This window comes from Bacteroides neonati, from assembly GCF_000499785.1.
GTDB lineage: Bacteria > Bacteroidota > Bacteroidia > Bacteroidales > Bacteroidaceae > Bacteroides > Bacteroides neonati.
This window is the reverse complement of record NZ_HG726024.1, coordinates 175783-198440: the sequence shown is the minus strand read 5'-3', so window position 1 is coordinate 198440 and position 22658 is coordinate 175783. Positions and strand designations below refer to the sequence as shown.

Here is a 22658-nt window from a genome sequence, read left to right as displayed (position 1 = left end):
TACTCGCCTCCGCATTGATTTTTTACTTCAAACACTCCTTGATGAACGCCTCCATTTCGGGGGTGTGAGCCTCTACACTCTGCAATAACTTGAACTGAGCCTTGGTACGCACCAAGTTGTGTTCGGGGTATTTGATTTTGTAGTACGTATCGCCGTTGATGTAATCGGCAAGGAACCGAACACACTGCATATAAGGGAAGAGAGCGGCTGCATAAGGCAGATTCTCGATCTCAACGGGCGTAAGGAATGAACGGGCGCCTTCAAGATATCCTTTGGTGAATGCCTTGAATATCTCCATATTAAACTCCACTCGATCCAGGTCTTTGTCGTCTTCATCGCCTTTGTTGGCTCCTGTACGCAGGAAGTCGCCATAATCGGAGAAGATAAAGCTCGGCATCACCGTGTCGAGGTCGATCACACAAAGTACCTTTCCGTCCTCATCAAACATCATGTTGTTTACTTTAGTATCGCAGTGGCAAACGCGTTTGGGTAACTTCCCTTCTCGGCCCATGCGCTCGGCTTTACACATCTCTTCGGCACGCTTCTCAATTTCATCGAGAAAGTATTGCACTTCAGCCACGCGTCCGGCAGCATTGGCTGCTACCGCGTCGCGTAGTTGTTTGAGACGGAACTCCATGTTGTGGAAGTCGGGAATGGTTTCGCCCAGTGACTCGGGGATGTCGGCCAACTTCGCTTGGAAGTCTCCAAAAGCTACACCGGCGTAGTAAGAGTACTCAGGGTTTACGGTTTCGTAGGTTTTGGCACGTGGGATGAAAGTCATCATTCGCCAATAGTTTTCCCCATCAAACCAGTAGGTTTTACCATCTGCTGCAGCAACAAATTGCAACACCTTGCGGTCAACATCGCTCTCGCCCTGTTCCGTAAGTTTCTTACGGATGTGGCGGGTTACTGCTGCTATATTATTCTGAAGCATCTCCACATTTTGAAAAATGGCATGATTGATGCGTTGCAATACATAGTCCGGAGCGTCTGCTTCGAGCGTGTTCACTTTATAGGTGTCGTTGATAAGTCCGGCTCCCAATGGTTTTATTTCGCCGACAGTTCCTTGTGTTTGGAAGTGAGAGACGATTTCCTGTAGATTCTTCATGATCTGTTCTATTATTTATTAAAGGTTGTTCTATGAGTTGGTTTATTGAGGAAGCAGCGTGAATCCCCAGTTGTATTCTCTGTTCGCCGGAATGGTATAGGCCGGTTCGGGGCGTGCTCCCCAACTGTCATATCCTGCCAATCCTTGTTGCTTCATGTCGACACACACCTCTACGAAATCGCGTGGGGTGATGTCATTGACGTGATGCATGCGGCGCAATACATTCTTAGCAGCCTCTTCATTGCGGTTGGCTATCTCCTCGGGGGTGAAGTTGCTCCATTGACGCGGGTGGGGCAGAGCCTCTTCCGAATCGAAATCTTCGATGGAGTTGCGCAAGGCATTGAAGCCGATGGTGCTGTCGGCCAAGATGGTGAGTCCCTTACCTCCTTTGCGGTTGAGGCTCAACCAGCGGGTGTCGGTGTGGTGACCATTCTCTTGCGGGCGCACATAGTTGAAATACATCTTATCGGCTGTGTTGCGGTAGAGTCCGATCATAGTGCCTGCATTGCGGTCTATGTAGTTCTCTTCCGGTCCGCGACCAAAGTATTGCACTTCGTTCATCTCTGCCGGTAGGCGGAAACGTACACCAATACGGGGTACTTCCAGTTTGTTGCTCGCTTTGCGTGCAGCATCGTTGCCCGGTGTAAAGGTAGCCAATCGGGTGGCTTCCGATACCTCAGTCTTACCGGCTTGCATATCTGTTGAGGTGAAGCGTATACCTACTTTCACTGCACCCGAAGGGTGAATGCGGTAGGTTACCATGTAGAGATTGCCGGCAGGCAAGAGGTAGTTTACTGTAAGTACGGCATCTTTACCCTCTAGGGCGAGTGCAGAATCTACGACTTTGAAGTTCTTGCTCGACTGCTTCCATACCTGCTGACGCTTGGGTGCACCGCTACCATAGTCGTTGTCGTTTGGCGCTCTCCAGAAGTTGGGCTGTATGCCGAATCCGTCTTTGAAGTACTCTGTTCCGTTTACACGGTAAGAGGTAACCAATCCGCTCTGTTTGTTGAAGGTAAAGTTTACTTTCGATGAAGTGGCCATCAGTTGATCTCCTGCTGTTTCTATCTTTAACGCCGGTCCGTTAGTAGCATAGGTCTGCTTTAACGGTTCAATGGGCAGGCGGAATTGATCGTAGGCAATCTCATGTCCCACAGGAATCAGTTGCTCGGGTGTTACCGTAGTTACGCTAAAGTTCACGAAATACTCTACTCCGGGTTTAGCTTTCAATCCGTTTACCGGCACGTTGATCTCTTTCGAGCCCTGTGGCTCAATATCCAAAGATACTTTTCCTGTTCGAATCGCTTTTCCACTCTCCATCACCGAGTAGTGAATCATGTACTTCTTTAGGTTCGTAAAGTAGAAACGGTTCTTCACAAGGAATTTGCCTTGTGCGCCATCAATGGCTTCGAAGCCTACATTCTGATGGGTATATTTCACTTCGGTCAGAGCAGGGTGAGGCGTACGATCGGGGAGCACCAGTCCGTTGCACAGGAAGTTTCCGTCGCTTGGCGTGTCTACTCCATAGTCACCTCCGTAAGCCCAGTAAGGACGGCCGTTTTTATCGGTTTCCAGAATGCCTTGGTCTACCCAGTCCCAAATGTATCCCCCTTGCAGGTTCGGGTATTTGTAGATCTCTTTCCATTGGTCCCACAAGTTACCGTTAGAGTTACCCATGGCGTGCGAATACTCGGATGGAACTACCGGGCGATCACTTCCTTTCTGGCCTATCTCTCCCAACCATTCGGCACTGGGGTATTGGGGTACATACATGTCCGTGTTCCACTCCCATAGTGCCCGTTCGTAGTTCACGGGGCGGTTCATTAAATCCTTATCCGCATTTTTCACCCACAGGTAGGTTTGGTAGAAGTTGTATCCGTTTCCAGACTCATTGCCCAGCGACCAGAAGGTGAGCGAAGGGTAGTTCTTGTTATGCTCGAACATGTTGATGGTGCGATCCATGTGAGGCAGCAGCCATTCGGGTCTGTTGCCCATTCCGCCGCCTTTGCTTAGGTTGTAGTACAAGCCATGGCTTTCGATGTTGGCTTCATCATATACATATAGACCATACTCATCGCAAAGCTCGTAGAAACGACGACCTTGCGGATAGTGACACAAGCGCACGCTATTCAGGTTGTGCTGTTTCATCAGCTCAAAGTCGCGACGCATCAACTCCTCGGTTACGTAATGACCCGTTTCGGGGTTGTGCTCGTGGATGTTTACGCCCTTCAACTTTATCGGTTGTCCGTTGATGTATAATAAATTATACGGCTTACCGTTTCCGGCAATTTGGGTTGACTCTTTGATCTCTATCCGACGGAATCCTACGTTAAAGGGGATCACCTCGTTCACTTTTCCATTCTCCTTTACAGTCATCAATATCTTGTAGAGCTTGGGTGCTTCCGAAGTCCAAGTTTGAATATTGGGAAGTGTTTTCTCGAATGATAGGCTGCGCACTTCGCCTGCGGGTACGAAAGCTGTTTTCTCATCGGTAGCCACGACTTTTCCTTGCTTGTCGAGCAGTTCGTATACCAGTGACAGGTTGGTGCCTTCCGAGCGGTGGTTGCTCAGGTCGGTAGAGAGGGCAAAACGTCCGTCCTTGTACGTATCGTCCAGTGTCGATTGAATGCGGAAATCTTTCAGGGCTGCCTTGGGTTGTGCATAGATAAACACATCGCGTTCGATGCCACTGATGCGCCAGAAGTCTTGACACTCTAAGTACGATCCGGTGCTCCAACGAAAGATCTTCAGCGTAAGTACGTTCTTACCCGGTTTAATATACTTGTTGATGAGGAATTCGGCAGCGCTTTTGGAATCTTCGCTGTAGCCCACCTCTTGTCCGTTGAGGTAAACGTATACACCCGATTTGGCTCCTGCCAGGTGCAGGTAAATGTCACGTCCGTCCCAATCGGCCGGAATGTCAATGTCCCGACGATAGACACCCACCGGATTGGCTTCGGGCAATTGCGGAGGTTGTGGGTTTTTGGGTTTAAACTCGAAGCCATGATTGGTGTAGATGGCTACGCCGTGGCCTTGCAGTTCCCAGTTGCCGGGTACTTTAATATCTTTCCACGAAGCCGTGCTTGTGGTAGGGTTGGTAATGTTTTCGGGTAAATCTTTATAAGCCTCAACATAGTAGAACTTCCAAGTCCCGTTGAGCAAACGGTAGTATTTGCTGTTCTCGAACTTGCCGGTCAAAGCTGTTGCCTTGCTGTCGTAAGTCATAAAAGCTGTTCGGGGATACTCTTTGTTGACAGCTACTACCTGTACATCTTGCCAATAAGGTTTCTTAGGGTTATCGATCGCCGTAGCGGTCAGAGTCATGGAAAGGAAAAAGGCTGTTAAACTGCCCCATAGGATAAGTGGTCTCTTTTTTTTCATGTTTTTCTTGTATACTGTTTTATTTTACTTTGATAGGATCAAATCCTTCTCCATAGACCCCTATTACAGCACTTTGCGAAACAAAGGCACTGGGATCTATGTCTTTAATAATTCGAAAAATGATGGTAGATTCGCGTCTTTTAGCCAAAATAAACATCATTTTCTGCTCTCTACCCGTATATAATCCGGTAGCGTTAATCACCGTAACTCCGCGGTGAGGATACTCGTTAATTTGGCGCCCTATTTCCTCATATTTATCAGATATGATAAAAAACTGAACAGACTGGCGGGCACTGTTTACTACTTGGTCGAGTACGAAACTACAAATATATAACGTTACGAATCCATAGACTACTTTTTCCCAGTCTTTTAAGACAAAATAACTGGATGAGATGATAATAAGGTCGCAAATCAGCATCACCCTGCCCAGCGTGATGTCTTTGTACTTGTTGATGATAGCAGCTATGATATCGGTTCCTCCGCTACTACCATTAAATGTAAAGGCCACCCCAATACCTGTGCCACAAAACGAAGCACCCAATACGCAAGCCATGAAGGGTTGATCTTGCAGCAGAGTCACTCCTTTGCTTAGTTCTTGAATGATGGAGAGAAAGAACGTTAGCGTAAATACGGCAAAAATGGTTTTTACACTAAATCTATATCCCATTATCTTGAGTGAAAGCAGTAATAAGAGGGCATTGATGGCAAAGTAGGTATATTGCACCGGAAATCCGGTAGCAAAATAAACGATGGAGGCAATGCCCGGCACGCCACCGGCGGTGATGTCGTTGGGAAGAAGGAACAGAGTCCACCCGATTCCATAAAGAATCATTCCCAAGGCAATCATCAGGTAATCTTTTGTTTCTCTGATGGCATCTTGTTTCGATGGTTTTGTGATAATCTTTTTCATGAATTTGGCAGGTGGTTATATGTCAGACACGGATTACACGTCCGGTATGCCTCTGTTGTAGGGGGGAGGCAATGTCCGTTCGTGTAACCCGTGTCTAGTTTAATGCTTATTTTTTTACTGTGCAAAAGCGTGTTTATATCCTTTTACTTTGTTCCATCCACCACGTGTGAAATCGGGGATAGCTACTGCATTCGAATTGTTTTCAATAGAGATGCGAGTCAACTCAGCCATTGAACACCATTCGGCCAGGTCATAAACGTCCATGTCAAGAGGCAATCCGTTGCGCAGACAGTATACCAAGCGATAATCCATGATATAGTCCATTCCACCGTGTCCGCCTACTTTCTTGGCTGTCTCTTCCAGTTCAACATGAATAGGGTGTTTGTATTTCTCCATCAAGGCCTTTTTAACCTCTTGGGGTACCGATCCGTGTGCGTTCAACTTTTCGTGGTCGGGTGCTACCTCGCTTGATACTTTAGAAGGACGCAGGCAATACTCCTCAATCGGGTATTTGCTGGCATAACCATCCGTACCGGTTACTTGATACATGCGGCTGTAAGGACGTGGAGTCATTACGTTGTGTTGGATCAACATCGTTTTACCGTTTTCTGTGCGAATCAACGTTGACGTTTGATCACCGTTTTGGAAATCTTTTACCTCTTCGCCTGTTTTGCTTTTGATGTAAGCCGGGCCATTAACCGCTTTGGTGTCCATAGCTACCAACGTTTTCAAACGGTCGCCACGGTGAATATCGAGCAGCTGACAAGCCGGTCCGATGCCGTGTGTGGCATATACGTCGCCACGGTATTTCCGGTTGTAATCCATGCGCCAGTTGTTCCAGTATGAAGGCCAAAACTCTTCAAGGTTGTGGATGTAAGCACCTTCTACGTGAAGTACTTCGCCAAAGATGCCCTGTTGAGCCATGTTCAGTGAGGTTAGTTCGAAGAAGTCATACACACAGTTTTCGAGTTGCATGCAGTGTTTACGTGTTCTCTCTGAGGTGTTAATGAGCTTCCAAATTTCGTCCAGCGTCATTGCCGCAGGCACTTCGATGGCTACGTGCTTGCCCTTTTCCATGGCGTATACGCCCATGTCGGCATGGTGTTTCCAGTCGGTAGCAATGTACACCAAGTCAATATCGTCGCGATCGCAAAGTTGTTTCCATGCGTCTTCCGTTCCGCTATAAGATGCTGCTTCCGGCAGTCCCGCTTTCTTCAATATCTGCTGAGTTTTTTCTACACTTTCGGGGCGGATGTCGCACAAGGCTACTACCTGTGTCCCGGGTATCTTAGTGAAACGTGCTACTGCACCGGGGCCGCGCATGCCGAGGCCGATGAACCCAACACGTACCGTTTCCAGTTTCGGAGTAACTAAATTAATCACATCTTTCTGTCCGACAGGGCGGGCAGGTGTTTTTACAGTAATAGGGGCTACTTTTTTGATTGTAGCTTTTCCTTTGTTTTGAGCATAACCCGTTTGATAGGTTAGCAGAGTAAGACCAATCAGTAAGGTACTTAATAGTTTACGCATAATAATTAGATTAGTAAATAAAAAATAAATTTGTATTTTAACGTTCAAAATGAATGTACACACTATAAATACACATAAATAGGGTGTACCCCCACTTTATGGTTGTTTTTTTTAGTTCCTTTAACTCCTTGAAATCCTTCTGTAGAACAAAAATACGATATAAACTTTAATTAGTAAACATGAAAACAGATATTAATTCATCCGTTCAATGAAAGATGCTGTAGGGTTGCAAGAGTACGTACTCTTATATATCAATAGTATGTACTCCTTAAAGTGTTGATTGTCAGGTGATATTTTCCAAAAGCTAATCTTTTCCAAAAGCTAGTCGGTTAATAGCGTTATATCTTCGGCCGGTTTCGGATATTTCTTATCGGCAATGTACGTTTTCACCTCATTGCTCATCTCAGGTGTGACGGTAAAGTTGTACTGTGCATAATCTTTGATTTGAAAGTCTCCCTCTTTAAAGAATCCCCGTCTCCATCGCGAAACATATAGTAGTTGTAGTTGACCCGTGCCAAAATTCGTTTTTGAGGGATACAGTTGTATTTCACTGCGCCCATAAAGGTATATTGCTGATACATGATTTGATCGTAGTTCTCCATGAGCTCGATTCCTTTTCCGTAGGCAAACTGCTTGAGATACTGTACGGGATAAACCGTTTGTATGTATTTCCCACGAGCGTCCATGACTGGGCTTACGGCATTGTCTAACAGTCGATTCCACTCTTCGTTACTGTGAATGGATGAGTCAAAGTAGCCGTTAACAAGACCTGTTGGGAAGTGGATACTGATTTCGGGAGCCGTTTCCGGATCGTCTGCAAAATAATCTAGGTACACATTGCCCCCTTGTTGAACATGGATTACATTAACACCTTCGCGCAAAGGAATCTCCTGGCATTTTATTCCCCAACCATTTGGATCTTTAGTCGGTGCATAGTCGGGAGTGGGTTGCCGATTCCAATCAGGGATAAGCAGTTGGATGTTTCTTCCGTGCAAATCGCCAGTTAAAAATATAACGGCACTAATTGATTCTTTCGGTTAGACATACAGCTTTTGGAGATAATTACTCTGGTTTATTTATGCGAATCAGCAATAGAAAAGTTTATTTGTTTACATTTTTCAACGATATCATTTTTTTTATTCATTCAACACCTAATTTTATACCATGAAAGTAAAACTGTTTTTCCTGATGTGCTTCTTATGCACAACGTGTGTGCTGAAAGCAGCAGATAAACCAATTATCAAGATTACCACAAACCAAGTGAGTCTCATTTATAAGGTGGCTGATAATGGACGTTTGTACCAGAGTTATCTGGGCAAGCGTTTGAATCATGATTCGGACATATCCTTTTTGTCAACGGGTACCGAAGCTTATATTACGCATGGGCTCGAAGATTACTTTGAGCCGGCTATCCACTTGTTGCATAATGATGGCAATCCCTCTTTACTACTGAAGTACGCGTCTCACTCTGTGAATCGCGTATCGCCGGGAGTCGAAGAGACGATTATCACGTTGCAGGACGATAAATACCCCGTGACCGTGCTCCTGCATTATGTTGCCTATGAGAAGGAGAATCTGATCAAGACTTATACTGAAATCAGCCACAAAGAGAAGAAACCGGTGGTGTTAGAAAAGTATGCCTCGTCTATGCTTCATCTCAATCGAAACAACTATCTTCTGACAGAGTTCTCCGGCGACTGGGCAAGTGAGGTACGCTTGAAAGAGGTTCCGTTGGAATTTGGGAAGAAGGTTTTAGATAGCAAACTAGGCAGTCGAGCCAATATGTTCTGCTCGCCTTTTTTTCAGTTGGCACTAGATGGCAAGGCTGATGAGAATAACGGTGAAGTCATTGTTGGTACCATCGGATGGACGGGTAACTTCAGCTTTGTGTTCGAGATTGACAATAAGAACCAACTTCGCATCCTCTCGGGCATCAACCCTTATGCTTCGGCCTACCATCTAAAACCCAATGAAGTATTTCGCACCCCGATTTCTACTTCACTTACAGCTTCAACGGAAAGGGAGAAGCCAGTCGAAATTTCCATGATTGGGCACGTGCTTATCAGGTGAAAGACTGAGACAAAGACCGCATGACGTTGCTCAACAACTGGGAAGCCACCTATTTCAATTTTGACGAGAAGAAACTCGAAACTCTCATGGACGATGCCGTGGAGTTGGGTGTGGATATGTTCTTGCTCGACGACGGATGGTTTGCTAACAAATATCCTCGCAGCAGTGATCGCCAAGGATTGGGCGACTGGGAAGTTACTGCCGATAAACTGCCCAACGGCATTACCCACCTCACCCAAGTTGCCAAAGGCAAACGCGTGAAATTCGGACTGTGGATAGAGCCCGAAATGGTGAACCCCAAGAGTGAACTTTACGAAAAACACAAAGATTGGGTGATTCACCTGCCCAACCGTGATGAGTACTACTTCCGCAATCAGATGGTACTCGATTTGAGTAACCCCAAAGTACAGGATTTTGTATTCGGAGTAGTCGACAACTTGATGACTAACTCTCCCGATATCGCCTTCTTTAAGTGGGATTGCAACAGCCCCATCACCAACATCTATTCGGCTAACCTCAAAGAAAAACAATCACATCTTTATATTGATCCTCAAATCCGCAGCTAATTTATAACTGATTCAAATAGCGATTTAATTCACCTAATAGTTCCTACTCGTAGCTTTTCCCCCTGCTTTTCTCCTTGATTTCAGGTTATAGGGCATAGCTTCCCCTTTCCCCAGTTAGCTGAAGGCATAAGTAATCCCACGAAAAGTTGTTTTTACGGACTCCAAAGCAACTTGTATGGTTTGTCGGAATAAATATTGAGTACCCATTGTCTGCCTGTCTTTACCCATTTCGCAGGAACTGTAATGAATCGAAAGATAAATCGTTTGACTCGGCTTACCGGTTCAATATCTTCAAACACGGCTGCAACCTTCTCAATAAGGTAAGCATAAAAGTTTTTAGCCATGGCTGTAAGTAGCAGGAATACTGTATTCTCTTTGAGGAATGAACAGGGAAGATGACTCCACCCGAAATCGTTATTCATCATGTCGAATGTTCTTTCACAGGCTCCACGAGCATTGTAGAAGAGTACAATGTCTTTTTCAGAACTTTCATGGTCATTGGTTAAGATGCACCGATAGGTGTATTCACCATCAAATAGGTCCAATTGGTTGTCCTTACGCTTTTGCCTTTGAATAACAAGTCGGTAGTTTTCTTCTTGCAAAAAGGAAGTAAAAGGTATGGAGGTCACTTCATAATTCTCGAAGTTGATTTCTTCTTTTTTCCAATCTGTGATTTTCGTCATTTCTTCATACAGAGACTGACATTTGCCGGCTCGTATGTAGAACTTGTTGCAGTAGCCATGTGTCATACGGATAATCTCTTCCGAATAAGAACCACAGTCCATCCGGCAACGGTCTATGAATATTCCCCTATCGGCCAAACGACGAAAAGTCCGTTGGAGCGTATCCGCTTGACGAAAACGGACATTTGCGTTTGCGGCCCGATTTTCCACACCAACAATGTTACCACCAATAGTTGCCGTGCCGGGGAAATAACCACGTTTTTTCTTGTAAGAATACTGAGTGTCATACTTTTCTGTGGGAATAAACTGGTGGTCGAAGTCCAAGTTATAAAGCGTGTTTGGCTTGAGTTGTTCTGTTTGAAGGAGCATATCGAGCATCAAACTATTAAGCTGTTCCGCCTTATTGAAAGCATAGCTTGCTCCTTTTTGGGAAGTATAGTGGATATCCAATTCTGCGAGTTCTTTTATGCCTCTCAATAAAGTATCCGGACTGGGGATTTCAGTATCCGGGCGTAATTCAAGATGTTTGCCAAGGTGTTTGCCGATATCTTCGATGTGGTCACCGCCGCAATAGTAGATCCAAAATAGGCTCGAAATAATTTCGCTATATTGGTAACCGGCGTAGGAAGAACGTAATCCTAAAGATTTATCGATCACGGAATTCAGTCCTAAACGAGAAAATTCATCCATTGCGTAAAATATACCCCCAAAAGGAGTGATATTATCTGATTTTATGGCTATTTTTGTTGTCATATGCACAAGTACCTTTATGGTTTGTTTGGTAGCACTAATTTAGGTGAATCTTGTGACATAACCAAACCTTGAGGATGTTATTCATCCTCAAGTGTTTGGATTCTCTGAAAATAATATGACTGCGGATTTAAGGTATGATTAAAATCTGATGAAAATGAATACAGCAATAATAAATACGCAAAAGGAGTTATTAACAATCGAGTTTCGCTATCATGACCAACCAGAAGATGTAACTAACAGTGTATGTCGTAATAAGACAATTACGATTGGCATCTTTGATACGTTGGAAGAAGCGATTGAGAAAGGCAACAAAGCATTGGAAATCTTATCTAAACACTTCCAAGTTCGCCCAGACGATAAATTCCAACTCCATTATCTTTTTGGCAATCCTTGTAGACTAGTAACCAATTGTTGCTATCCTACAAATGGAATACAGTATTTTGCTAAGATAACACCTTTGAGGTTTGACGATTTATCAAATACTATCAAAGAAACATTTGATGCATATGGAAGATATAAATTGTCAAAAGAAGAGGATATGTAATAATGAATATAGAATCCCACTCCCGCCCAGACTTTCGTATGGGCGGGAGTCTTGCACCAGCCGTACCCTCTTATACCAGCTTTCTGCCCTTCGGGTTATCCATTTATATCTGTTCCCATTCGCAAATTGCGACCATGCCACTTTCTAGAAATATAGAAAGCCATTCCTGAATGGATTTCTCTTGCATCATCTTTTCATGGGAGGTAATAATCGTCAAGCCCATTACAAGATGTTTTTGTATCACGATCCAGTCTCCATTATGACCTCATATATGCAATATCATCTGTCCATCAATAGACAGATGCGCCATTAGAAAGCCGTTCATGCAACCACCACATCCGGCTGATAGTGGGTTTCTTTGCTGTATAGGCTATCGTTTGACCACAAGTAGATTTTTCACTTGTCGATATGAGCGGATAGCACTCCTTTATCAACCCCCACTACAATATTTCAAGCCTGCCTCACCACTGCATTTTTGAGCGAAGTCACATCATTTTTCTTAATGCAAAGCTATAATGCAGCACCGCTGATACGGTTACGGGACATTTCATTCTGACCAATGGCGTATCGGCACAATCTTCCTTTTTTTTCTGATGCTCAGAATAAAAAGAGTATTGAACCGCTATCCTTGGTGCTGCCCTATGACTGCAATATCTTGGTGCATTATAAAAATTGATTGTATAACTTCTAAAAATTATCGTTATGAAGAAGATTGAAAATTCTTTCGCAGTTACAGGTTTCATAGGTAAAGATGCTCAGATCCATCAATTCACTACCGCAAGTGTTGCAAAATTCTCCTTGGCAGTCGGTCGAACAGAGACCGTTGGCGAAGAAACCAAAAGGGTATCAACTTTTATGTTTGTGGAGGTTTGGCGCAAAAACGAAAGCGCATCCTTTGAACTATTGAAAAAGGGACAAATGATAACCGTTCGCGGCTATTTCAAACCTGAAGAATGGAGTGATGACAAAGGCAAACACAATCGTATGGTAATGGTTGCCACCGAGTTTTTTGCTACTCCTGAAAAAGAGGAAGCTCCTGCAGAGCAGAAATCCACATCAAAGAAAGCCAAGAAATAATTCTTGGTTCTCTCTAATAAAAGCGACTTTCGAGTCGCTTTTATTTTTGCTCATTACATTCTTCTCTTCCTGTTATAACTGCTACTCATCCCTTTTTACCTATTATCAAATTCCTCCATTTATAACCGCAAAATCAAATCTTGTGTTCGCTAAACGCCAATAGGCATATTTTTCTTTTGGAAAGCAAAATGGAATTTTAATGCGCCTCTCTGTTTTCCTGCCGCAAAGTAATGTCCGCTACATTTCCACCAATGAATCATGGATGTTTTTTAATCCTGTGGATAAAAACGTCAATGAACCCTTGGCTTGAAAATATTTCAGCGAACAGATGGGAGCAGCGTAAAAAGGAGGCTTGAATATTAAAATCCTCCCATTGTTTAACTTTAAAACTTTCGATTATGCCAAATTGGTGTTCAACAGATTATCAGATTGTAGGGAAACAACAGAATGTTGAAAATCTCTTTAAAGGATTGCAAAAAGTTCTCAGTACAGACAGAAGCGAGAATAAGAAAGATTCATTTTTGCCTGACGCTTCGTGGCTCGGATATGTCGCTAGTGACATTTTGGACATCGACCCTGAAAAAGAATGCGTTCCATGCAGGGGTAGCATTAGTTATATGGATGAAGAAATGGATGATGATGAAAACTTGGCAAGTTTCACTTTATCTACAGAAACCGCCTGGTCAGACTGCCGGAAGTTGTTTTATCTGCTTTCTGTCAAGTTTGACGTAGAAATTTTATTCTACACAGAGGAATTGGGGTGCGACATTCATGAAACCAATGACGAAGAAGGACGTTATTTTGATACACGATATTTATTGGATGACTCCGAAGACGAAATGAGTTATTACAGTTCTTTTGGCGAGTTTGCGAAAGATATTGAAGATATGACAGGTGAAAAGCCAGATAAGTTCGAGGATGTTGATGATATTCTTGAAAGACATGAGTTATCAGAAACCATGAATGCACATCGGATTGACATTGTGTCTTTGCAGGACTTCTAATACATTTTTAGCAACCGATAAGCTAATCCCGATTATTACAATAGTCAGGATTGGCTTATTCCTCCAACAATACCTGTCACTTCCTTTTCTAAACTGGTTTGGCAACCCCCTTCTTGAACATCCTCCTTTTATACATTTATACAAAGCTTCGCTTCAACTGTCATATAACGCTAACCGCCTTACCCATTATAGGGTTAGATACTTTTATACAGGACTTCGTTTTTGAAGAAAGTCCAGACACAGGCATAAACAGAAAGCCCCTCCCTGCTTACTCCTTTTATATGAATAGAAAGCCATCTTCCTAACCCTGCCGACGGGCTATTTTTCAGCAAAGGTATCAAGTGCCATTCCAAATATCAAATCCAATGAAGCACAAGTGCCTGTGAAAATCTTCCTCGTATGAATACGAGCGTATTTTCATCATGGGATTTGCCTTATTGGTGCCACTTCCTTTGCAAAGCCGAAAAATCTCCCTCAGCAGGTTGAAAAGCCTGAATGAAAGGGAAAAATAAATTTTAAATTATGGCAAAAGTTGATAGCACCACTAAAAGATTTTGGAACAAGGCAATTGTAAGTTTTCTCAAGTATTATCCAGTCCGAATTAAGAATGTAGGATTAGAGCAAGAAGTTGCACGCAGAATAGTATGGGACTTCAAGGACGGCAAAGCGCATGAAGAAGTCGCTCAAATGACTGCAAAATATTTGAAAGATATGTTCGGCGATAAAGTAAAAGACATCGTTTTTTCTTGTGTTCCTGCATCATCAATCGAAAAGAATGAACTTCGGTATAAGAATTTCAGCGCACGGGTATGCGAATTGTCCGGTGCAGTCAATGGCTATCAGCACGTAAGTATTACAGGTGAACGGCTGGCGGTGCATGAACATCGGAAAGATAAAGAAAAGACTGTCAGCAAAGTCACGATAATTGATTTTGACGAAGCTTTTTTCAAGGGCAAAGATGTCCTGTGCTTCGACGATATTTTGACCACAGGCAACAGTTGGGCGGAATATGGCAGCCAGTTAGAACAACTTGGAGCTAATATTGTAGGTGGATTTTTTCTTGGCAAAACAACTTATAAGATGATATAATATGGAAAATCTATTTTTGAAAAAAGAGCAATCCGTTACTTTTACAGGACACCGCTTTATTCCCTATGGTAAGTTATCAATGCTGAAAGTAGCATTGAAGAGCATCATTCTTGAACTGTATGCAAAGGGTTACAACAATTACTATTGTGGCATGGCTATGGGATTTGACTTGCTTTCGGCAGAAGTCGTTTTATCATTGAAAGCCGAATATAAAGAATTAAGACTTATTGCAGTAGTGCCATATCGCAACCAAGACGAACGTTTTTCTTTTGCTGATAAAAAGCGATACCAATCAATTTTGAGCAGAGCCGATGAAACCATTCTTTTGTGTGAAAATTATCATCAAGGATGCCTATTAAGGCGTAATGACTATATGTTGGCTCATTCAAGTCAAGTTATAGCCTACTTCGATGGAGAAAATAAAGGTGGAACTTTCTATACTTGCAGAAACGCACAAGCGAAAGATCTGCCGGTCACAAATCTTTTCTGATTTCTGATCACACGTTTCAACAAAATTTGCTGTTTAGGCATGTATAATCATACTAAACAACCCAACATATAACGGTACAAATTTAAGAACACTCAATTATGACAGAAGAAATCAGACAAAAAGGAAAGACCATTCTTTCCAGTGACGACGGATGTAGCATCCCGGTGATATTCAATAATCTCATAGGGAGAAACATGAAGCAGGATGAATATAAAATTTATCTGCGTTGTGTCGCATTCAAGAATATGGGTTTCAGTGCAGGTACAATAGACTATTATCAGAATGGTTCTTTGTTGAAAAGCGGTGTAATTCCTTGTTTGTAAATTTAAGCCCGATACGTTTTGGAAATAGCCAAAGTGTATCGGGTTCATTCTTTTCCTGTTTTTAGGCTCTAATGTAACCTTTTCAGGCTCTTCCTTTTATATTCTCCTATCTTCCTTTTATAAAAAAAAGGCTCTCCCAGCCCAAAAGTGGTAGGAATGTCTGTTTCTAAATACCACTTCCCTTTGGTCAGTCATATTCAGAAAAGGGCAAACAGCGGCACATTCCTTGCATCATAGCGCAGGAGTTTCGATGAATCGAAACAACCCAGCCCGTCGATGCCGGAATAAACCGTTTTTCTTGTTTGTCCCGGCAGACTTCATTGTTTACCCACCCAAGCCTTATCTCCTCCCATTATAGCAAATCATTTCAAATGATTTCTCATCTTCCACTTATATGCTCCGATAATTCATCCTCCTGTTCTATAAAGCCATAGCGATATTTACCTGTCCGAACTGCTTGTGAATCATTTTTCAGCAAAGGTAACTCACTGAATCCAACCTTGTCAATGCCGGCTGATAGCCGCGAGTGATTGTGCGAAATCTTCCTCTCACAAAGTTCGAGCGTATTTCACACATCAGCCTTGACCATTTGTCTTCTGCTCCCTCAGAAAGCAGAAAAATAATCTCTCGCAGATCGGAAAAGACCCGATAGTAGGGAAAAAATTAAAGGTTAAATATTATGAGTTACAAGAAATTAACATCATTAACGGCTAACATTGAAGCCATTGAAACTGCCGCCAAACTCTTTCCACTTAGCAGAACGGCAACAGAAGCGGAGAAACAAATATTATCCAAATACACAGGATTTGGAGGTATTAAAGAGGTATTGAACATCGGAACAAGCCAGCCAGTACCCGACAACATGAAAAAGTCTTTCATAAGACTGCAAGACATATTGCATACCCGTTCCATTGGTAACGAGCAGCTTTACAATTCAATGCTGAACAGTATCAAATCATCTGTCTTAACCGCATTCTACACCCCGACCTTTTTTGTTCAGACCGTAGCCACACAGATACAGGCGGCATTCAGAAACAATGGCTTACAAATGAAAACCTTTCTTGAACCATCGGCAGGAATAGGCGGCTTTCTTCCGATAGCAACCCCGGCAACCTATACTTATGCTTTTGAGAAAGACAATGTGACAGGATTGGTTCTGTCTGCTTTGCAAGATAACACACGGGTAATCATTGATGGCTTTGAAACCATTGACGAACAAGACATCGACCATAAGACATTTGATGTGGTAGCATCCAATATACCTTTCGGAAATTTCAAAGTCTTTGACTATGATTTTTACAACAAAGATTCTGTACACGCGCAGTCTACAAAGTCCATTCACTGTTATTTTATCATGAAAGGTATAGACTTGCTCAACGAGGGCGGTATCATTGCCTTTATTGCGCCAAGAGGCGTGGCAGATGCACCAGCTAATAAATTCCTGCGCAACTATATTGTGCATAATACCAATATGATAACAGCACTCCGTTTGCCCGATACCCTTTTCATGCAAACAGGCGGTATCGAAGTCGGCTGTGACTTCTTTATTTTCCAAAAACATAGCCATAAAGCTATGCTTACGTCAAAGGAACAGCTTTTCCTACAGGTAGCGAAAGAGGGTGTACCTGATACGAATTGTACTACCGAATACTTTAACCGAATATTCACATTACCTAAAACGGTTGTGGCTACCATAAGCCAAATTCAAAAAAATCAGTTTGGGAAATATGTACGCAAGTATCAATGGCAAGATACAGAAGATTCAATGTCACAGCATCTCTCTAATTTATTAAAATCTGACTTTGAACGTTATTTCAGAAAAGGGCTGTTTGAAGCACAGGGGAAAGAGGTAAAATTTACACAACTGTCTCTTTTTGATTCTTTCGGAATAGAGCCGACCGAAACACTATCCAAACCGGATAAAGGCAAACGCCCCTATACTGATACACTACAATGGTGGATGAAAGACGGCACAATGGTTCTGTTTGAAGGGCAGTTAGGGAAGCTACAATATAAGAAGAGAGATTCATTAGAAAACCGTACACCTACATTTTTTCCACTTAATATGCAGGATATGAATATAAGCCGTGCCAACGACTATTTTTCTGTGCGTGAAACGTATTTTGAACTTTCAAGCAAGGAGGATAAGGATAAAACCGAATATCCGCAGTTAAGGGAACTGTTAAACAGCCGATATGAAAGCTATGTTCAAAAATGGGGATTTTTCCACCACAACGACAATAAAGAATTTATTTTGATAGATTCTTTGGGGCTGGAAGTTTTCAGTATTGAAATGCAGATTAACGGTACTATAATGAAAGCGGACATCATGAATGAACCTGTTGCATTTATTAGAATAGACACTGCAATAAAGCTAACTCCGACAGAAGCACTGGTAAGTAGCCTTAACTATTACGGTAAAGTAGATATGAATTATCTTACCCAAACGACCGACCAAGCGGAAACTGAATTGATAGAAACTTTGAGCAGTGAGATTTTTTATAATCCGATAACTGGAAGTTGGGAGCATAAAGGTAAATTCCTTGCAGGAAATGTAGTAAGCAAATGCAAGGAAATTCGCACAATGATTGCTGAACTGACCGGAAACGCAAAGGATTGGGCAGAAACGGCAGTAAGGGCTTTAGATAATGTCATTCCTGAAATTATCTCTTATGAAGAGTTGACATTTAATTTCGGTGAAAGATGGATGGATGCCAAGATGTTTTCAGACTTCGCCACGGAATTATTTCAGGCTGAGACAGAAATTATCTATTTTGATGTAAACGACACGTATGTTGTTGCTCTGCATGGCTATTCACCCATAGCCTATAATATGTATTCAGTTCGTAATTACAACGGGGAGGACTTGATGGTTCATGCTTTGCAGGACACAGTACCCGAAATAACCAAAGAAATATCACGGAATGGTGAGCGTGTAAGAGTGCCTGATGATGAAGCCATACAAGAAGCATCCGGCAAGATACAGGATATCAGAAGTAAGTTTAATGTATGGCTTGACAATCAGCCCATCGCTGTACGTGATGAATTGGTTAGTCTGTATAACGAGCGTTTCAATTGTTATGTCAGACCTCATTATGACGGTTCGGCACAGACTTTTCCCAATCTGTCTTTTGAACAATTCCCTTACAACGACCTCTACCCCTCACAGAAAGATGCTGTTTGGATGATTAAGCAGAATGGTGGTGGTGTGTGTTGGCATGAGGTAGGCGCAGGCAAGACAATGATTATGTGTGTGGCGGCTTATGAAATGAAGCGTTTAGGATTGGTACAGAAACCGCTTATCATCGCACTTAAAGCCAATGTTCATGAGATTGCCGACTGTTTTAGAAAGGCATATCCGACAGCCAAGCTGCTCTATCCAGGCAAAGAGGACTTTACACCTGCAAACAGACAGGAACTTTTTTCCAAAATAAAGAATAGTAACTGGGATTGTATCATTCTGACACACGACCAGTTTTCCAAGATACCGCAGTCAGATGAAACGATGATGGAAATGTTCAATCAAGAACTAAATGATGTAGAGCGTTCTTTACAGGCTTTGGAAGATTCAGGCATGAAATGGCGCAGCAGAAAGATGCTTAAAGGGCTTGAAATCAGACAACAGAATTTGAAAGCCAGTCTATCCATGCTACGGTCAAAGATTGAAAGCAAGAAAGATGAAAGTATGGATTTTCATTCAATGGGTATCGATCACATTTTTGTTGATGAATGTCAAGTTTTTAAAAATGCCATGTTTCAGACCCGGCATACAAGAGTAGCAGGCATTGGAAATACCCAAGGCTCACAACGGGCAATGAATCTGATGGTAGCTATACGAGACATTCAAAACCGCACAGGCAAGGATTTAGGGGCTACATTTCTTTCCGGCACGGTTATAGTAAATGCCTTAACCGAACTTTATGTTCTTTTCAAATATTTGAGACCGCAGGAACTCCAACGGCAAAAAATTAGTTGTTTTGATGCTTGGGCAGCCATATTTACCCAAAAGACAACAGATTATGAGTTGACTGTTACAGGTTCTATCAGGCGCAAGGAGCGTTTCCGCACTTACATCAAAGTACCGGAATTGGCTGCATTCCTCCGAGAAATCACAGATTATCGCACGGCAGAAATGATGAATCTTGATGTCCCCGAAAAGAACGTGAGATTCTTATCCAATGCCCCCACCATAGAGCAAGAAGAAATGATTGGACGTTTGCTTTCATTCGCAAACAGCGGAAACTGGGCGGATTTGGGACTGAATTATCCTGCACCTGAAAATTTAGATCAAGCCAAAATGTTGATTGCTACGGATGTCGCAAGAAAAATGGCTCTTGATATGCGCTTGTTGGGAGACAAATTCAGTGACGACCCTGCAAACAAAGCTTCACGCTGTGCAGCGACCATCTACGATTATTATATGCGCTCAATGAAAAATCGTGGTACTCAATTCATATTCAGCGATTTAAGTGCATATAAACCTAATCAATGGAACATCTATTCGGATATTAAGGAGAAACTAATAGGATTGGGCATACCTGCCAGTGAGATACAATTTATTCAGACCGCCAAGACTGAAAAGGCAAGAAAGCGGATGATTGAGGACATGAACAACGGGACGATACGGGTTCTTTTTGGCTCTACTTCCATGTTGGGTACTGGCGTAAATGCGCAAAAAAGGGCTGTGGCAGTCCATAATATTGATGTACCTTGGAGACCCGCTGATTTGGAGCAGCGCACCGGTAGGGCTGTCCGCAAGGGTAACACCGTAAAATTGTGGGGAAACAACATTGTCGATGTAATCATTTATGGTACGGAAAAAACGCTTGATGCTTACAAGTTCAATCTTTTAAAGAACAAGCAAATGTTTATCAATCAGATAAACAACGGTACAGTAGCCATCCGCAAGATTGACGAGGATAGCATGGACGAAAATAGCGGAATGAACTTTGCAGAGTTTGTAGCCCTCTTATCCGGAAATACAGACTTGCTAAACAAAACAAAGTTGGATAATAAGATTATGCAACTAGAAAAAGAGCAGGCAATATTCAACAAAGAGCGTTACAGGGCTGAACGAAAGATCGCTCAAAACTTGCAAGATATTGAAGAAGCCGAAGAGAACAAGCGGAGAATGTCCGAAGATTGGCATTATATCACTGAATATAAAGAAGTACGGGAAATTTCTATCATCGGTATGCAGCAAGCTACATCGAAAGAAATAGGTCAGGAGTTACACATCATTGCAAAACGTTACAGAGGTGAGGACTGGAAGACTATCGGGCATTACATGGGACTGAATTTATCAGTACGCAGCGAATACAATTTTTCCGGCTCTTTTGATAGAAATACTTTCTATGTTGAAGGTTTAAGCGGATTGAAATATAAATGTGGTTTATCGGGTGCTTTACCACTTAGTTTTACAGAATCAGCCGACTATCCAAAGACAACCCTTGAAAAAATACCTGCATTGATTAGCCGTCAACAACAGCAGATCGACAAATTAGCAAACGAATTGCCGACACTACAACAGATTGCGGCAAGACAATGGAACAAGTCAGGTGAACTTTCTGCATTGAAACAGGAATGTTCAGAGTTGCAGAATAGGATTGACGAATCCTTGAAACAAGTCGATCAACAGCCGATACCGGCTGTTGATGATGCAGCCTAATTTAACTCACAGATATATTTGACCTTTTCCCTTGTTCTGTCGTGAGACAGGGCGAGGGATTTTTCTCCCTACGGGACAAGCCAATGCCCGGCTCTTCCTTTTATATTCTCCTATCTTCCTTTTATAAAAAGGCTCTCCCAACCCAAAAGTGGTAGGAATGTCTGTTCCTAAATACCACTTCCCTTTGGTCAGTCGTATTCAGAAAAGGGCAAACAGCGGCACATTCCTTGCATCATAGCGCAGGAGTTCCGATGAATCGAAACAACCCAGCCCGTCGATGCCGGAACAAGCCGCTTTTCTTGTTTGCCCCGGCAGACTTCATTGTTTACCCGCCCAAGCCTTTTTCATCCTGTTATAGATCTTCCCTTTATAGGTGATTCTTCCTTTTATACCGTTTCAGTCATATCAGAATATTCGATCTATCCGATGGACTTTACCAGATGCGAAGGTCTGTCACCCAACTTTAAAGCTCGGTTTAAAATGTATTTCTTTCGGATTCTTCCTCCTATGGAGAGTAATCGTCAAGAAAAACCGGCTTCAAAAGTACGGTTGGTGACAGTTGAATTGCACTGTTAAATTCCCAATCGGCTTCGATAAGAAAAGTCTGAGGTAAGGGGAAAATAAATGTTTTATTTAACACGATTTGAATATGGAAAATTATCAGAACATCGAGCAGACAAAAGAGTACCAACTGGCTAAGTCTGTTGAAGGCGCATTAAACGATTATTGTTTCAATGCCGAGAACTTTGCAGCAGCAATCCCAGTGATGCATCCAACATTGCAACAGTCTCTTTATCGTCTAATCCGCGAATGCCTAAAGGTCATGGCGGATGACAACCGCCGTTACGATGACCGTAACCGTGCTTCCCATGAAGATGCAAAAGCAATGCTGGAATACCTTCAAGAGAAAGGACAACCGATACCATTTATTTAATTCTAAATACTTACAGTTATGGACAAAGAGTATGTTTTGCAGGTGGCAGAGACCGCCAAAAATCAGTTATTGGCAACAACCCCGATGAATGTTGTTCTTTCTTGGGGAGTAGAAAAATTTATAGCCACAGTGTTCAAGGAAATGCCGGCACTTAAATTCAACGTAAACGGACGCTTGTTTAAGGGGTTTGTGGTAGTAGCTCTCAATGGCAGTGACTACTACGAGATCTACTTGATAAATTATCAAGAAACCAAATGTGTCACCGATGAAGCTTTTTTTGATCAGGTAGGTGAAATCATTGACAAAGCCATCGAAAGTGGTACAAATAAGGCTGAATACGAACAGTTCTGCCGACAACAACGGTATAAGCTATTGATGGGATAGCTTCCATTAGTCATCTTTTAGTCCATATCAGATACACTTGTATTCATATATGGACTAAAAGGAATGTATTCTGATATGAGTAAATAAGATTATATAAAATCTTTAATATGCTTTATATCAATAAATACTACATATAGTAACTAC

At 42.6% G+C, this 22658-nt stretch carries 15 protein-coding genes and 1 pseudogene; 10 read left to right on the top strand and 6 right to left on the bottom strand.

What is annotated here, in order from left to right:
- Positions 1-22: 22 nt before the first annotated feature.
- From TY03_RS15905 to TY03_RS15885, 5 genes are all read right to left on the bottom strand, one after another.
- The gene (locus TY03_RS15905; protein WP_042371718.1) at positions 23-1108 is read right to left on the bottom strand and encodes a phosphotransferase enzyme family protein; all 1086 of its coding nucleotides are present in this window, start codon (positions 1106-1108) and stop codon (positions 23-25) included.
- A gap of 42 nt (positions 1109-1150) precedes the next feature.
- Positions 1151-4432, bottom strand: coding sequence for a glycoside hydrolase family 2 TIM barrel-domain containing protein (locus TY03_RS15900; protein WP_230201992.1), 3282 nt, complete (start codon positions 4430-4432; stop codon positions 1151-1153).
- 76 nt (positions 4433-4508) lie between these two features.
- Complete coding sequence (locus TY03_RS15895; RefSeq protein ID WP_042371716.1) at positions 4509-5399, bottom strand: YitT family protein; 891 nt, start codon at positions 5397-5399, stop codon at positions 4509-4511.
- A gap of 114 nt (positions 5400-5513) precedes the next feature.
- Positions 5514-6929 (bottom strand): Gfo/Idh/MocA family protein, encoded by a 1416-nt coding sequence (locus TY03_RS15890; protein WP_042371715.1) that lies wholly within the window; start codon positions 6927-6929, stop codon positions 5514-5516.
- A 398-nt stretch (positions 6930-7327) separates the two neighbouring features.
- Entirely contained in the window at positions 7328-7924 is a 597-nt protein-coding gene (locus TY03_RS15885; protein WP_052332516.1) for a M60 family metallopeptidase, read from the bottom strand.
- Between the two features lie 169 nt (positions 7925-8093).
- On the opposite strand from TY03_RS15885, the pseudogene TY03_RS15880 reads away from it, so the two are divergent.
- Positions 8094-9547: pseudogene (locus tag TY03_RS15880) on the top strand (alpha-galactosidase); the annotation flags it as partial.
- 170 nt (positions 9548-9717) lie between these two features.
- On the opposite strand, the gene TY03_RS15875 reads toward TY03_RS15880, so the two are convergent.
- Positions 9718-11001 carry an IS1380 family transposase gene (locus TY03_RS15875; RefSeq protein ID WP_042366226.1) on the bottom strand — a complete coding sequence of 428 codons (1284 nt, stop codon included), beginning with the start codon at positions 10999-11001 and terminating at the stop codon, positions 9718-9720.
- A 154-nt stretch (positions 11002-11155) separates the two neighbouring features.
- Between TY03_RS15875 and TY03_RS15870 the strand changes: the two genes are divergently transcribed.
- The 9 genes from TY03_RS15870 to TY03_RS15830 all read left to right on the top strand — a co-directional run bounded on the left by TY03_RS15870 (position 11156) and on the right by TY03_RS15830 (position 22514).
- Complete coding sequence (locus tag TY03_RS15870; RefSeq protein ID WP_042371848.1) at positions 11156-11545, top strand: hypothetical protein; 390 nt, start codon at positions 11156-11158, stop codon at positions 11543-11545.
- A gap of 702 nt (positions 11546-12247) precedes the next feature.
- The gene (locus TY03_RS15865) at positions 12248-12622 is read left to right on the top strand and encodes a single-stranded DNA-binding protein (RefSeq protein ID WP_042371714.1); all 375 of its coding nucleotides are present in this window, start codon (positions 12248-12250) and stop codon (positions 12620-12622) included.
- Positions 12623-13020: 398 nt separating this feature from the next.
- Positions 13021-13626, top strand: coding sequence for a hypothetical protein (locus TY03_RS21565; protein ID WP_052332515.1), 606 nt, complete (start codon positions 13021-13023; stop codon positions 13624-13626).
- 522 nt (positions 13627-14148) lie between these two features.
- Positions 14149-14715 (top strand): phosphoribosyltransferase, encoded by a 567-nt coding sequence (locus TY03_RS15855; protein WP_042371713.1) that lies wholly within the window; start codon positions 14149-14151, stop codon positions 14713-14715.
- Position 14716: 1 nt separating this feature from the next.
- The gene (locus TY03_RS15850; protein WP_042371711.1) at positions 14717-15205 is read left to right on the top strand and encodes an SLOG family protein; all 489 of its coding nucleotides are present in this window, start codon (positions 14717-14719) and stop codon (positions 15203-15205) included.
- Positions 15206-15303: 98 nt separating this feature from the next.
- Complete coding sequence (locus tag TY03_RS15845) at positions 15304-15528, top strand: DUF7688 family protein (RefSeq protein WP_042371709.1); 225 nt, start codon at positions 15304-15306, stop codon at positions 15526-15528.
- A 679-nt stretch (positions 15529-16207) separates the two neighbouring features.
- The gene (locus tag TY03_RS15840) at positions 16208-21196 is read left to right on the top strand and encodes a helicase-related protein (protein WP_042371707.1); all 4989 of its coding nucleotides are present in this window, start codon (positions 16208-16210) and stop codon (positions 21194-21196) included.
- A 649-nt stretch (positions 21197-21845) separates the two neighbouring features.
- Positions 21846-22130, top strand: coding sequence for a hypothetical protein (locus TY03_RS15835; protein ID WP_042371705.1), 285 nt, complete (start codon positions 21846-21848; stop codon positions 22128-22130).
- 18 nt (positions 22131-22148) lie between these two features.
- On the top strand, positions 22149-22514 hold the full coding sequence (locus tag TY03_RS15830) for a hypothetical protein (protein WP_042371702.1): 366 nt from the start codon (positions 22149-22151) through the stop codon (positions 22512-22514).
- The last annotated feature ends 144 nt before the right edge of the window (positions 22515-22658 follow it).

Bases quoted from the DNA above. Each gene is read 5' to 3' on its own strand.
- TY03_RS15905 (WP_042371718.1), bottom strand. From the start codon at position 1,108: ATGAAGAATCTACAGGAAATCGTCTCTCACTTCCAAACACAAGGAACT.
- TY03_RS15900 (WP_230201992.1), bottom strand. From the start codon at position 4,432: ATGACTCTGACCGCTACGGCGATCGATAACCCTAAGAAACCTTATTGG.
- TY03_RS15895 (WP_042371716.1), bottom strand. From the start codon at position 5,399: ATGAAAAAGATTATCACAAAACCATCGAAACAAGATGCCATCAGAGAA.
- TY03_RS15890 (WP_042371715.1), bottom strand. From the start codon at position 6,929: ATGCGTAAACTATTAAGTACCTTACTGATTGGTCTTACTCTGCTAACC.
- TY03_RS15875 (WP_042366226.1), bottom strand. From the start codon at position 11,001: ATGACAACAAAAATAGCCATAAAATCAGATAATATCACTCCTTTTGGG.
- TY03_RS15870 (WP_042371848.1), top strand. From the start codon at position 11,156: ATGAATACAGCAATAATAAATACGCAAAAGGAGTTATTAACAATCGAG.
- TY03_RS15865 (WP_042371714.1), top strand. From the start codon at position 12,248: ATGAAGAAGATTGAAAATTCTTTCGCAGTTACAGGTTTCATAGGTAAA.
- TY03_RS21565 (WP_052332515.1), top strand. From the start codon at position 13,021: ATGCCAAATTGGTGTTCAACAGATTATCAGATTGTAGGGAAACAACAG.
- TY03_RS15855 (WP_042371713.1), top strand. From the start codon at position 14,149: ATGGCAAAAGTTGATAGCACCACTAAAAGATTTTGGAACAAGGCAATT.
- TY03_RS15850 (WP_042371711.1), top strand. From the start codon at position 14,717: ATGGAAAATCTATTTTTGAAAAAAGAGCAATCCGTTACTTTTACAGGA.
- TY03_RS15845 (WP_042371709.1), top strand. From the start codon at position 15,304: ATGACAGAAGAAATCAGACAAAAAGGAAAGACCATTCTTTCCAGTGAC.
- TY03_RS15840 (WP_042371707.1), top strand. From the start codon at position 16,208: ATGAGTTACAAGAAATTAACATCATTAACGGCTAACATTGAAGCCATT.
- TY03_RS15835 (WP_042371705.1), top strand. From the start codon at position 21,846: ATGGAAAATTATCAGAACATCGAGCAGACAAAAGAGTACCAACTGGCT.
- TY03_RS15830 (WP_042371702.1), top strand. From the start codon at position 22,149: ATGGACAAAGAGTATGTTTTGCAGGTGGCAGAGACCGCCAAAAATCAG.